Genomic DNA, 13579 nt, shown 5'->3' with positions numbered 1-13579 from the left:
TAAAGGACCGGCGGAATGGCTGACGGAATGATGGACATCAACGCGAAACCGACCGAGGAAATCTCGGTCCGCGAGACATTCGGTATCGACACCGATATGATCGTCAAAGGCTTCGCCACCCGGACTGAGCGCGTGCCGGAATTCGACTCGACCTATAAATTCGATCCCGACACCACGCTCGCGATCCTCGCCGGGTTTTCCCACAATCGCCGCGTGATGATCCAAGGCTATCACGGCACCGGCAAATCCACCCATATCGAACAGGTCTCCGCGCGTCTCAACTGGCCCTGCGTGCGCGTCAACCTTGACAGCCACATCAGCCGGATCGACCTGATCGGCAAGGATGCGATCAAACTGCGCGACGGCGTGCAGGTCACGGAATTCCACGAAGGCATCCTGCCTTGGGCGCTGCGCAACCCCACCGCCATTGTGTTCGACGAATACGATGCCGGTCGCGCCGATGTGATGTTCGTGATCCAGCGCGTGCTCGAGGCGGATGGCAAACTCACGCTTCTGGACCAGAACGAGGTGATTTCGCCCAACCCCTATTTCCGCCTCTTCGCCACCGCCAACACCGTGGGTCTCGGCGACACCACCGGGCTTTATCACGGCACCCAACAGATCAACCAGGGCCAGATGGACCGTTGGTCGCTCGTGGCCACGCTGAACTATCTCAGCCATGACGCTGAAACCGCTATCGTGATCGCCAAGAACCCCCTCTACAACACAGCCGAGGGGCGCAAGACCATCAGCCGCATGGTCACAGTCGCAGACCTCTCGCGCACGGCCTTCATGAATGGCGAGCTTTCAACCGTCATGAGCCCCCGCACCGTGATCGCATGGGCGCAAAACGCCACCATCTTTCGCAACGTGGGCTACGCCTTCCGCCTCACCTTCCTCAACAAATGCGATGAATTGGAGCGTCAGACCGTCGCCGAATTCTACCAGCGCTGCTTTGACGAGGAACTGCCCGAGAGTGCCGCGAATGTAAAAGTGCGCTAAGCGCCACTGGGACAGCCCGATGAACAAACCCACCGACAACCCCGCCGATCCGTTCAAAAAGGCGCTCGCCAACGCCACCAAGGTGATGGCCGACGATTCTGAACTGACCGTCAGCTATTCGGTGGACCCCAGCGGTATCTCCGGCGATGCCATGCGCCTGCCGCAGGTCTCCCGCCGCATGAGCCGCGAAGAGGTGCTCTTGGCGCGCGGCACCGCCGATGCGCTGGCGCTGCGCCACAAATTCCACGACGCGGGCACCCATGCCCGCTACGCCCCCCCCGGCGACATGGCGCGCGACCTCTACGAGGCGATGGAAACCGCGCGTTGCGAGGCGGTGGGCGCCCGCGACATGCCCGGCACCGCCACCAATATCGACGCCAAGATCGCGCAGGATGCAAACCGTCTGGGGTTCGAGCGGATCACCTCCACCGCCGATGCCCCCCTGCCCGCCGCCGCCGGATACCTCATCCGCCACCTCGCCACGGGCCGCGACATGCCCGCAGGCGCGCAAAACGTCATGAACCTCTGGCGCGGCTTTATCGAGGAACAGGCTGGCGGCACGCTCGGCGCGCTTCAGGATATTCTCGCCGATCAGACCGCCTTCGCCAAATTCGCCCGCCGCATGATCGAAGATCTCGGCTACGGCGACCAGTTGGGCGATGACCCCGACAGCATGGATGACGACCAGCAAGACGAGGCCGAAGAAAGCGGCGAAGACCAAGAAGAGCCCGACAGCACCGGTCAGGACGACAGCGACGAAACCGAGGCCGAAGCCGATCCCGAACGCTCTCAGGACGAACAGCAGGACGCGGCGCAGGCACAGGTCAGCATGGAGGAGCTGGCCGACGACGAGATGCAGGATGAAACCGAGCTGCCCGAGGGCGAAGCCCCGCTCGAGCCGCCCGCACCTGCGCCCATTTCCGACGCCGATCCACATTACGCCGTCTACAACACCGCCTTTGACGAAGAAATCCGCGCCGAAGACCTCGCCGACCCGGTCGAGTTGGAACGCCTGCGCGCCTATCTCGATCAACAGTTGGAACCGCTCAAAGGTGCTGTCAGCCGCCTTGCCAACAAGCTGCAACGCCGCCTTCAGGCGCAGCAAAGCCGGTCTTGGGAGTTCGACCGCGAAGAGGGCATCTTGGACGCAGGCCGCTTGGCCCGAGTGGTGGCCAACCCGACCACCCCGCTCAGCTTCAAGGTGGAAAAGGATACCGAGTTCCGCGACACGATGGTGACGCTGCTTCTGGACAATTCCGGCTCGATGCGCGGCCGCCCCATTTCCATCGCCGCCATCTGTGCCGATGTTCTGGCGCGCACGCTCGAACGCTGCTCGGTCAAGGTCGAGATCCTTGGATTCACCACCCGCGCGTGGAAAGGCGGCCAAAGCCGCGAAAAATGGCTGGCCGAGGGGCGCCCGCAACTGCCCGGTCGCCTCAATGATCTGCGCCACATCATCTACAAATCCGCCGACGCCCCCATGCGCCGCACCCGCGACAATCTCGGGCTGATGATGAAAGAGGGGCTCTTGAAGGAAAACATCGACGGCGAGGCGCTCGAATGGGCGCATCGCCGCATGATCCAGCGCAAAGAGGCGCGCAAGATCCTGATGGTGATCTCCGATGGCGCGCCGGTCGATGACAGCACCCTGTCGGTCAACCCCGCCAATTACTTGGAAAAACACCTGCGCGATGTGATCGCCATGGTCGAGCGCCGCAAACAGGTCGAGCTTTTGGCCATCGGTATCGGCCATGACGTCACCCGCTATTATCAGCGCGCCGTGACCATCACCGACGCCGACCAACTGGCAGGGGCCATGACCGAACAATTGGCCGCGCTCTTTGACAGCGATCCGCGCGCCCGCGCCCGCGTCATGGGCATCCGCCGCGCGGGCTGATGCCCCGGTGTCCTCTGGCCGGTTTCATCTGGCTCTCAATACCTCGGGGGAGGCCCGGATGAAATCCGGGACGGGGGCAGCGCCCCCAAACCCCGACCGCCCCGCAGGAGACCGCATGTTCCAGTCCTTCACCCAATCCGCCCGCCCCGATCAGGGCCCGCCTCGTCTGGCCAATTTGCGCCGCGCCATGGCCGAGGCCGGACTTGCGGGGTGGCTCGTGCCCCGCGCTGACGCGCATCAGGGCGAATATGTCGCCGCCTGCGATGATCGTCTGGCATGGCTCACCGGCTTTACCGGCTCTGCCGGGTTCTGCGCGGTGCTGCCGGATGTGGCGGGCGTGTTTACCGATGGGCGCTACCGCGTGCAGGTCCGCGCACAGGTCGCCATCCCGCATTTCACCCCCGTTGATTGGCCCGACACCCGCCTTGGCCCATGGCTGCGCGAACATCTGCCAGAGGGCGGCACCGTGGGCTTTGATCCCTGGCTCTACACCCCCGAACAGATCGACGCCCTGACCGAGGCGCTCTCGGGCACCGCCATCCACCTCAAGCCCCACACCAATCTGATCGACAGCATCTGGCCTGACCGACCCGCCCCGCCGCAGGGGGCCATCACCCCATGGCCCGACACCCTCGCCGAAACCAGCCACGCCGAAAAACGCGCCGCCTTGGCGGAAACCCTGCGCGCCGCAGGCCAGACAGCGGCGGTCCTCACCCTCACCGACTCGATTGCGTGGCTCTTCAACATCCGGGGCCGTGATATTCCCCGCAACCCGGTCGCACAGGGCTTTGCCATCCTGCGCGATGACGGGCGCGCCACCCTCTTCACCGACCCCGCCAAACTCGATGCCGCCGCCCGCGCGCATCTTGGGTCCGAGATCACCCTCAGCCCCCCCGAGGCCTTCGAGACCGCCCTTGCCGCCCTCCCCGGCCCGGTGCGCCTTGACCGCGCCCATGTGCCGCTGCGCGTGGTGCAAGTGCTTGACGCGACAGGCGTGCCCCATGTCTGGGGGGCCGATCCCTGCATCCTGCCCAAAGCGCGCAAGACCCCCGCCGAGATCGCCGCCACCCGCAGCGCGCATCTGCGCGACGGGGCGGCAATGTGCGAGTTTCTGGCGTGGTTTGACGCGCAATCCCCCGGCACGCTCACCGAAATCGACGTGGTGCGCCAGCTTGAGCAGGCCCGCGCCGCCACCGGGCAACTCCTCGACATCAGCTTTGACACCATCGCAGGCTCCGGCCCCAACGGCGCGCTGCCGCATTACCGCGTGACCGAGGCCAGCAACCGCCGCCTGCTTGATGGCGACTTGCTCGTGCTCGACAGTGGCGGGCAATATCTCGACGGAACCACCGACATCACCCGGACCCTGCCCATCGGCACCCCCGGTGCCGCCGAGCGCGCGGCCTTTACCCGCGTGTTGCAGGGCATGATCGCCATCTCGCGGCTGCGCTTCCCACGCGGCCTCGCAGGCCGAGACCTTGATGCCATCGCCCGCACCCCCCTCTGGCTCGCAGATCAGGATTACGCCCATGGCACCGGCCACGGGGTTGGCGTGTATCTTTGCGTCCACGAAGGCCCGCAACGCCTCTCGCGCCTCTCCGAGGTGCCGCTTGAGCCCGGCATGATTCTCTCCAATGAGCCCGGCTATTACCGCGAGGGCGCTTTTGGCATCCGAATCGAGAATCTCATCGTCGTGACGGCGCTCAACCCGCTGCCCGACGGCGACGGCGCAACGCAGCTTGGGTTCGAAACCCTGACCTATACACCCCTCGATACCCGCCTCATCGACCGCGATATGCTCTCCATACCGGAACGAGACTGGCTGAATACCTATCACAGGGCCTGCCGCGACAAGATTGGCCCTCTGCTTTCGCCCCAAGCGCGGCTATGGTTGGAGAAAGTAACGCAGACAAGCTGACATATTCCTGTTAGGTTCCTGCGTCACACCAAAAAATCAAGATCAAAGAACAAGGGGATGGACAATGGCACGTATCACGATTCGCAAGGCCGAAGGCACCTGGACGGTCCGCGCTGGTGGCGCCGTTCTGGGCGAGAGCCGCAATGCACTGGAACTGACCGAAGGGGACTATCCTTTCGTGATCTATTTCCCGCGTGCGGATATCGCCATGGCCTTTCTCGATGAAACCGAACAATTCAGCCATTGCCCCTACAAAGGCGACGCGCGCTATTACTCGATCATCACCAAAAGCCAAACCCTCGAGAATGCCGCCTGGAGCTATGAATCGCCCAAACCCGAAGTGGCAGAGATCAAGGATCACATCGCCTTCTACGCAACCGACTCTGTGACCGTCGAACGGGTCTGACCGGCTTTAGCTGTGCTCTTCCTCTGACACCGCCGCCAAGGCGCGGTTATAGGCCTTGAGCGCATCCACATGAAACAGCGCGCCCGACAATTCGGGCGGCTGATCCCCCCCCGACAGCGTGACAACCGGCACAAAGGGCACATTTGCCCGCTCGAAAAGCGGCATCGCCTGTTCCAGCGTGGCGGTCACGTCCAGATACACGCCCTGCTCGATCAACGACCAGCATTGCGCCTCATCCGCTGCGCGCGCATCATCGGGCGCACGCATCACCTTGGACACCCGGAACATCCCCAGCAGATAATCCTGCGGTCCCGCCGCAAGCCGGATGCCCCGCCGCATCAACTGTGCCAGAAAGAACGACCGCCGCACCAGCCGTGATCCCAGCGCCGTCGAGGTCGAGACCGCCACCATCACCGCCAGCCCCGTCTGCCAGTCGCCGGTCAACTCGAACACGATCAGCGTGGTCGATATGGGCGCGCCCAGCACCGCCGCCGCCACCGCGCCCATGCCCGCCAATGCATAGAGCGTGTGCGCGCCCGAAACCTCGGGCAACAGTGCGGTCGCCACATGGCCAAAGGCCAGCCCCGTCAGCGCGCCCACCATCAGCGAAGGTGAAAACACGCCTCCGCCCATGCGCCCGCCAATGGTGATCGCCACCGCCACCACCTTGAGCACGGCAAACACCGCCGCCTCATGCCACAAAAGCTTGCCCGTCAGCGCCGCCGAGGTGGTCTCATATCCCACGCCGATGATATGCGGAAACCAGATCGCCATAAGGCCCAGCAGCGCCCCCGCCCCAACAGGCCGCAGCCAGCGCGGCAGGCCCATCCGCGCCTGCACATGCCCCGCCACATCCTCAGCCAAAAAGATCGCCCGCATCAGCGCCGCCGCCACCACCCCGCAAATCAGCCCAAGGATCAGAAAGGCCGGCAATTCGGCGTAGAATTCCAGCACGCTCGCCTGCGGCAGGCTGAATTCGGTCACACCGCCAAATTCCAGCCGATTGATCACCGTGCCCGCGACCGAGGCAATGGCAATGGGGGCAAAGGCATGCACCGCGAAATGCCTCAGCACCACCTCCAGCGCAAAAAGCGCCCCGGCAATGGGCGCGTTGAACGAGGCCGACACCGCCGCCGCCACCGCACAACCCAAAAGATCGCGTCCCGTCACCCCATCAGCATGAATGCGCTCGCTCACCCAAGAGGAAATCACCCCCGCCAGATGCACCACCGGCCCTTCGCGCCCCGAAGACCCGCCCGTGCCCAGCGTAATCAGTGACGCCGCCGCCGAGGCCAGACCTTCGCGCCGCTCGACCCGCCCCTCATAAAGAGCGGCCCCCTCGATCACATCCGCCACCGAACGCACCCGCCCATCCGGCGTGAACCGGTGCAGGATCAGCCCCACAACCAGCCCGCCCGCGATGGGCAACATCAGGATCCAATACCACGGCAAATGCTCTGCAAAACTATGCAGACGCGCCACATCCTCAGTGCCATAAACCAGCTGCTGCAAGGCGGTGATGCCCTTGCGAAAGAGCAGCGCCGCGAACCCCGCGGCAATCCCGATGCCAAGAGCGATCAGCCAGAATTGAAACTGGCTCGGCCCCCGCTTGCGCAGCACCCCCCAGCCTTCGCGCAGGGAGTCACCCATGCTCCGGCGCAACTGGCCCCAAAAGGATGGCTCTTCGGCCTGCATCGTTCCCCTTCACGCCTCGCGCGCGCTTTTCCGTCAGCGCGGCATGCATTAGGCTACGCCCATCGCCTCCCTCAGAAAGCACATCCATGGACATTGCCCGCGCCATCGCAGACCTCCAATCCTCTCTAGGCCAACGGATCACCCTGTCCAAGTCCGATCTCGCCCTGCATGGCCAAAGCGAATCGCATTTTCCACCCAGCCCCCCCGATGCCGTGGCCTATCCCGAGACGACGGCAGAGGTGGCCGAGATCGTCACCCTTTGCGCCCGCCACCGCGTGCCGGTGGTGGCTTGGGGCACCGGCACCTCTCTGGAAGGGCAGGCGCAGGCCTTTCGCGGCGGCATCGTGGTGGATTTCAGCCGGATGAACGCCGTGCTCGACGTGGCCACAGCGGATATGACCGCGCGGGTGCAGCCGGGCCTGACACGCCAAGCGCTCAATGACGCCCTGCGCGCGACCGGCCTCTTCTTTCCCGTCGATCCCGGTGCCAATGCCTCTTTGGGCGGCATGGCCTCGACCCGCGCCAGCGGCACCACCGCCGTGCGCTACGGCACCATGCGCGACAATGTTCTGGCGCTCGAGGTCGTGACCGCCAAGGGCGAGGTGATCCGCACCGGCACCGGCGCGCGCAAATCCTCCTCAGGCTATGACCTCACCGGGCTGTTCGTCGGGGCCGAGGGCACGCTCGGTCTCATCACCGAACTCACCCTGCGCCTCTCAGGCCAGCCCGAGGCGATATCGGCCGCGGTCTGCGCCTTTGACAGCGTCGCCGATGCCGTCGCCACCGTGATCGACACCATCCAATGCGGCATCCCCATCGCCCGGATCGAACTGATGGACACCGAAAGCGTGCGCGCGGTCAACGCCCATGCCAAGATGACCCTGCCCGAGAAACCCCACCTCCTGCTCGAATTCCACGGCACGCCCGCCAGCACCGCCGAACAGGCCGAGAGCTTTGGCGCCTTGGCGCGCGAGCACAATGGCTCGGATTTCGACTGGGCCACCCAGACCGAGGCCCGCACCGCCCTCTGGGCCATGCGCCACAATGCCTATTACGCGATCCTTGGCCAGCGCCCCGGCGCGCGCGCCATCGTCACCGACATCTGCGTGCCGATCTCGAAACTGGCCGAAGCGATCGAGGAGACCCGCGCCGATCTCGACCAGGCGGGTGTGATGGGCCCCATTCTGGGCCATGTCGGCGACGGCAATTTCCACGCGGTCCTGCTCATTGACCCCGACAACCCCGACGAACTCACCGCCGCCAAAGCCGCCTCCGACCGCATGGTCACGCGCGCCCTGGCCCTTGGCGGCACCGCCACCGGAGAACACGGCATCGGCGTGGGAAAACTAGACTATATGCAGCGCGAACACGGGGGCGGCTGGGCGCTGATGGGCGCACTCAAACACGCCCTCGACCCGCTCAACATCCTCAACCCCGGCAAACTGGTCCCACCGAGGAATTGAGGCACCCCGCCCCCACTTTCATCTGGCCAAAAAATACCTCGGGGGGGACGCCCGGCACGGGCGGCGGGGGCAGCGCCCCCAAACCTCACCCCTCCATCAGCGCCTCGGCGGCGGCGCGGGCCTCGGGCGTGATCCGCTCGCCCGACAGCATCCGCGCGATCTCGTCCACGCGGTCGCCCCCGCGCATCGCCCGCACAGTCGAGAGCGTCTCCTCCCCCTCGACCCGCTTTTCCACCCGCCAGTGATGCGCGCCGCGCGCGGCCACCTGCGGCGAGTGCGTGACGACCAGCACCTGACCACCCGCCGCCAATTGCGCCAGCCTGCGGCCCACGGCATCCGCCGTGGCCCCGCCCACACCCCGGTCGATCTCGTCAAAGATCATCGTGACACCGCTATCCGTGCCCGTCAGGCAGACCTTGAGCGCCAGCAGAAACCGGCTCAGCTCCCCGCCCGAGGCGATCTTGGCCAGCGGACCAGAGGGCGCACCGGGGTTGGTGGCCACCCGGAACACCACCTCGTCCTGCCCGGATGCTCCTGGCTCCGCCCGGCCAATCTCGGTGGTGAACACCGCCCGCTCCATCTTGAGCGGGGCCAGTTCCGCCATCACCGCCCGGTCAAGCCGCGCGGCGGCCTCGGCCCGCGCTAGGCTCAGCGCTTCGGCCTCTGCGCCATAGACGCGCTCGGCCTCGGCCACCGCCGCGACCAGCGCGCGCATATCCGCATCGCCCCGGTCGAGCGCCGCCAATTGCCCACGCAGCCCCTCGGCAAAGCCTGCCAGATCATCCGCCAGAACCCCATGTTTGCGCGCCAGCCCCCGGATCGCAAACAGCCGCTCTTCCACCGCCTCCAACTCCACCGGGTTGAAATCCAGCGCCTCAAGGCAGCGCAGCACGCCGCGCCCGGCCTCGTCCAGCTCCACCAGCGCCCGGCCGATGGCGGCAATCGCCTCGTCCAGCTGCCCCTCGGCCCGCTCTGCCGCCCCCTCAAGCCAGCGCAGAGCGTCGCCCGCCGCCCCTTCGGCCCCGTTAAGGCCCAGCGCCTCGGCGGCCTTGGCAATGTCTTCGCGAATGCGCTCCGCGCCCTGCATCATGCGACGGCGCGCGTCCAACTCCACCTCTTCGCCCGGCTGTGGGTCAAGCGCATCCAGTTCCGCCACCGCATGGCGCAGGAATTCTTCCTCGGCCCGCAACGCCGCCTGCGCCGCCTCTGCCGCCGCGCGCGCCTTGCGCCGCGCGCCCAGATCGCGCCACGCCGCCCGCACGCCCTCGCGCCGCGCGCCCAGATCACCATAAGCATCCAGCAAATCGCGATGCGCCTTGGGGTCGAGCAGGCCGCGATCATCCTGTTGTCCGTGCAACTCTACCAACACATCCGACAGCTGCCGCAGCACCTCGCCCGAGACCCGCCGATCATTGACCCAGGCCGTCTTGCGCCCATCCGCGCTGTTGACCCGGCGCAGGATCAGCACGTCTTCGTCGGGCAATCCCGCCTCGCGCAGCACCGCGCGCGCCGGATGATCGGGGCGCAGTTCAAATTCGGCCACAACCTCGCCCTGATCCGCCCCCCGGCGCACCAATTCCGCCCGCCCGCGCCAGCCCAGCACAAAGCCCAGACTGTCCAAAAGGATTGATTTGCCCGCCCCCGTCTCGCCGGTCAGCACGTTAAGGCCCGGCTGAAACACAAGGTCCAGCCGGTCAATGATCAGCATGTCGCGAATCTCAAGCGCGCGCAGCATCAGGCCATCCCGTCAGGCAGGGGCATCCCCGCCCCCTCTAGATCCAGCGACCCTGAACGGTCTGCCGATAGATCTGCTGCAACCAGCCATCTCCGGCCGCCTCCAGCGTATAGCCCCGCCCGGTCAAGAGCTTGTAGCTGTCCTCATACCAATCGGTGCCCTGGAAATTGTGGCCCAGAATGGCCCCCGCCGTGCGGGCCTCGTTCACCAGCCCCAGCGACAGATAGGATTCCACCAGCCGGTGCAGCGCCTCGGCGGTATGCGTCGTGGTCTGGAAATCCTCGACCACAACCCGGAACCGGTTGGCAGCAGCGGCGAAATTATCGCGCTTGAGGTAATAGCGCCCGATCTCCATTTCCTTCGAGGCCAGATGGTCAAAGGCCAGATCGAATTTCAGGATCGCGGAATTGGCATATTCGCTGTCGGGGTAGCGCTCGATCACTTCGCGCAGCGATTGCAACGCCTGAAAGGTCAGCCCCTGATCGCGTCCGACCTCGTCGATCTGATCATAATAGCTCAGCGCCAGAAGATACTGCGCATAGGCCGCGTCCTCATCGGTCGGGTAAAAGTCGATAAAGCGTTGGGCCGCGGCGCGGCTTTCCTCATAGGCCTTGTCCTGATGATGGGCAAAGGCCTGCATGATCACCGCCCGCTTCGCAAGATCCGAATAAGGATAAAGCCGCTCGACCTCGGCAAAGCTTTTGGCTGCCAAATCGGGATCGCGCTGCGCCAGATCGTACTCACCCCGCTCGAAAATTTGCTGCGCGGTGTAATTCTCATAATTGACGTTGCCGCGCTCGACGCTTTCTCTCTCACCACAGCCCGCTATGACCATGGCCACAGCAAGGGCACCCAATAGCCTGGCTCGGGACGTGCCGATTTTCATGCGCGATCTCACTCTCAGTTGCGATGCGCGGGTCGTAACGCCCGCGTCGCCCCGGTCCTAGCACATTAATTTGCGGTGCAAAACGCCTTTGGCATGTTTTGACCGCCCATCGCACACCGCACGCGCGGGTTCAAAGGGCGGCCAAGGCCCCCTAGCCCAGCGCCACCGCGCGCAGGTCTTCATCGACATGCGGCAGATATTGCGCGAAATTATCCGCAAACATGCGCACCAGCTTGGCCGCTTGCGCGTCATAGGCCGCCGGATCATGCCATGTGCGGCGCGGATCAAGCAGCACATCCGCCACGCCGGGAACGGCCACAGGCACGTCAAAGCCGAAATTCGCATCCTTGCGGAACTCGACCCCGTTGAGCGACCCATCAAGGGCTGCGGTCAAAAGCGCACGGGTCGCCTTGATCGGCATCCGCGATCCGGTGCCATAGGCCCCGCCCGTCCAACCCGAATTGACCAGCCAGCACGACGCGCCTTGGCTCTCGATCTTGGCGCGCAGCAGATTGCCGTAAACCTCTGGGCGACGCGGCATGAAGGGCGCGCCGAAACAGGTGGAAAACACCGGCTGCGGCTCGGTCAGGCCCCGCTCGGTCCCGGCCATCTTGGCGGTGAACCCGGACAGGAAGTGATACATCGCCTGCGCCGGCGTCAGACGCGCAATCGGGGGCAGCACGCCGAACGCATCACAGGTCAGCATCACCACATTGCGCGGATGCCCCGCCAGCCCGGTGGCCGACGCATTGGGGATATAGTTCAGCGGATAGGCGCAGCGCATATTCTCTGTAAGGCTCGAATCCTCATAGTCCAGTTCGCGCGTCTCTGCGTCATAGACCATGTTCTCGATCACCGTGCCGAACATCGAGCAGGTGGCATAGATTTCCGGCTCGGCTTCCGCACTCAGATGGATCGTCTTGGCATAGCAGCCACCCTCGAAATTGAACGTGCCTGTGTCCGACCAGCCATGCTCGTCATCGCCCAGCAGGGTCCGGTTGGGATCTGCCGACAGCGTGGTCTTGCCGGTGCCCGACAGACCAAAGAACACCGCCGCATCCTCGGGATCATCCTTGGCATGGTTGGCCGAGCAATGCATCGGCATCACGCCTTTTTCGGGCAGAAGGTAATTCATCAGGCCAAAGATGGATTTCTTGTTCTCCCCGGCATATTCGGTATTGCCGATGAGGATCAGCTTGGCGTCGATATTGACCGCGATCACCGTCTCCGACCGGCATCCGTGCCGCGCGGCGTCCGCCTTGAAACCGGGGCAGTTGATGACCGTGTAATCGGCCACGAAATGATCCAGCGCCTCACGCTCGGGACGGCGCAGCATGTGGCGGATGAAAAGGTTGTGCCATGCCAGCTCATTGACCAGCCGCACATTGATGCTGTGCTCAGAGTCCGCACCCGCCACCAGATCCTGCACAAACACTTCGCGCCCCGCCAGATAGGCCAGCATGTCCTTGTGCAACTGATCAAAATGCTCTGGCGACATCGCCAGATTGTTATCCCACCAGATCGTGTTTTCCGTGGTCGGTGTGCGCACCGTGAACTTATCCTTGGGCGACCGGCCGGTGAATTCACCCGTGCTGACCAAGAGCGTGCCGCCCTGCCCCAATTCCCCTTCGCCGCGCTGCACCGAAGCCGCAACCAAGGCGGGCTCCATCAGGTTGTAATGAACCTTGCCCAGCCCCAAAATTCCCTGATCTTCCAACCGAAAGCGCGGATTGACCCGTCCTGCCGTCATGTCTTTCTCCCTTTTGGGCGTGGGCGCCCTACCCTGTCCGACACCGCTGCGGCGGCGCATTCCTGTCAGCTAGTCCAGCCTCATACGGATTCGCAACCCGCAAACAAGCCCGTTTTTCCAAGTTAGCGCAATCACTTGGCAGGAATCCGCAATGCTGCAGGTGCAAACGCCCTGCACAGAGCATCAATTCGGATTACTCGAACATATACAGCAAAACAATTCGTTTTCAAAAATTCACCTTTCATGTCAGCCTGTACCTGCCCTTCAAAACCACCCGCCAGACCCAAGGACAGCCCATGCAACACCCCAGCCCCGCCCCCGTGGACAGAGCCAGCTTTGTCAGCGCCATGCGTCAGGTCGCAGCCTCTGTCACGGTGGTGACAACCGATGGGCCGATGGGCCGGTTCGGGGCCACGGTCAGCGCCTTTGCCTCGGTTTCCGCCGATCCACCCTCGGTCCTTGTCTGCCTGCATGGCCAAAGCCGCATCGCACAGGCAGTGGCCGCCAATGGCCGCTTTTGCGTCAATATCCTGCCCGAAGGCAGCACTGACATCGCCGACCGCTTCGCCGGACGGCACGACGGCTGGATCACCGACCGCTTTTCCGGCATCGACTGCTACGGCACGCCGGGCACCGCCCCCCTGATCGAAGGGGCCACAGGCTTTGCCTGCGATATGGCGCAGAGCGTGCCATCGGGCAGCCATCTCATCGTGATAGGCTATGTCACCAGCGTGTTTGACGCAGGCACCGCGCCACTGGCATGGCGCGACGGTGGCTATCACCGGGTCGTGCCCAAGGATGCCGCCCGCTGTGCCGCAGAATAAGAG

At 64.6% G+C, this 13579-nt stretch carries 10 protein-coding genes; 6 read left to right on the top strand and 4 right to left on the bottom strand.

Annotated elements, in window-relative coordinates:
* Nucleotides 1-15 precede the first annotated feature (15 nt).
* The 4 genes from cobS to RAK1035_RS11560 all read left to right on the top strand — a co-directional run bounded on the left by cobS (nt 16) and on the right by RAK1035_RS11560 (nt 5223).
* Nucleotides 16-1002, top strand: coding sequence for a cobaltochelatase subunit CobS (gene cobS, locus RAK1035_RS11575; RefSeq protein WP_008280174.1), 987 nt, complete (start codon nt 16-18; stop codon nt 1000-1002).
* 19 nt (nt 1003-1021) lie between these two features.
* Nucleotides 1022-2899 (top strand): cobaltochelatase subunit CobT, encoded by a 1878-nt coding sequence (gene cobT / locus RAK1035_RS11570; RefSeq protein ID WP_008280173.1) that lies wholly within the window; start codon nt 1022-1024, stop codon nt 2897-2899.
* Between the two features lie 115 nt (nt 2900-3014).
* Nucleotides 3015-4817, top strand: coding sequence for an aminopeptidase P family protein (locus RAK1035_RS11565; RefSeq protein ID WP_037297201.1), 1803 nt, complete (start codon nt 3015-3017; stop codon nt 4815-4817).
* A gap of 64 nt (nt 4818-4881) precedes the next feature.
* Nucleotides 4882-5223 carry a DUF427 domain-containing protein gene (locus tag RAK1035_RS11560; RefSeq protein ID WP_008280170.1) on the top strand — a complete coding sequence of 114 codons (342 nt, stop codon included), beginning with the start codon at nt 4882-4884 and terminating at the stop codon, nt 5221-5223.
* A 6-nt stretch (nt 5224-5229) separates the two neighbouring features.
* Here RAK1035_RS11560 and RAK1035_RS11555 read toward each other — a convergent pair whose 3' ends face one another.
* Nucleotides 5230-6873, bottom strand: coding sequence for a chloride channel protein (locus tag RAK1035_RS11555; protein WP_232279166.1), 1644 nt, complete (start codon nt 6871-6873; stop codon nt 5230-5232).
* A gap of 131 nt (nt 6874-7004) precedes the next feature.
* Here RAK1035_RS11555 and RAK1035_RS11550 point away from each other — a divergent pair, with 131 nt between their 5' ends.
* Complete coding sequence (locus RAK1035_RS11550; RefSeq protein WP_008280168.1) at nt 7005-8381, top strand: FAD-binding oxidoreductase; 1377 nt, start codon at nt 7005-7007, stop codon at nt 8379-8381.
* 85 nt (nt 8382-8466) lie between these two features.
* Here the strand turns inward: RAK1035_RS11550 and recN are convergent, their stop codons facing one another.
* The 3 genes from recN to RAK1035_RS11535 all read right to left on the bottom strand — a co-directional run bounded on the left by recN (nt 8467) and on the right by RAK1035_RS11535 (nt 12752).
* Nucleotides 8467-10116, bottom strand: a complete 1650-nt coding sequence (gene recN / locus RAK1035_RS11545) for a DNA repair protein RecN (protein WP_008280167.1) — start codon at nt 10114-10116, stop codon at nt 8467-8469.
* A 37-nt stretch (nt 10117-10153) separates the two neighbouring features.
* Nucleotides 10154-11002, bottom strand: coding sequence for an outer membrane protein assembly factor BamD (locus RAK1035_RS11540; protein ID WP_037297199.1), 849 nt, complete (start codon nt 11000-11002; stop codon nt 10154-10156).
* A gap of 151 nt (nt 11003-11153) precedes the next feature.
* A complete protein-coding gene (locus RAK1035_RS11535) occupies nt 11154-12752 on the bottom strand; it encodes a phosphoenolpyruvate carboxykinase (protein WP_037297196.1) in 1599 nt (532 codons plus the stop codon).
* Between the two features lie 296 nt (nt 12753-13048).
* Here RAK1035_RS11535 and RAK1035_RS11530 point away from each other — a divergent pair, with 296 nt between their 5' ends.
* Nucleotides 13049-13576: a flavin reductase family protein gene (locus tag RAK1035_RS11530; protein WP_037297193.1), complete on the top strand. Its 528-nt coding sequence runs from the start codon at nt 13049-13051 to the stop codon at nt 13574-13576.
* Nucleotides 13577-13579 lie beyond the last annotated feature (3 nt).

This window comes from Roseovarius sp. AK1035, assembly GCF_003288315.1.
GTDB classification, from domain to species: domain Bacteria; phylum Pseudomonadota; class Alphaproteobacteria; order Rhodobacterales; family Rhodobacteraceae; genus Roseovarius; species Roseovarius mucosus_A.
Note: the sequence above shows the minus strand (reverse complement) of the source record. Positions and strands in the feature narration are given on the sequence as shown.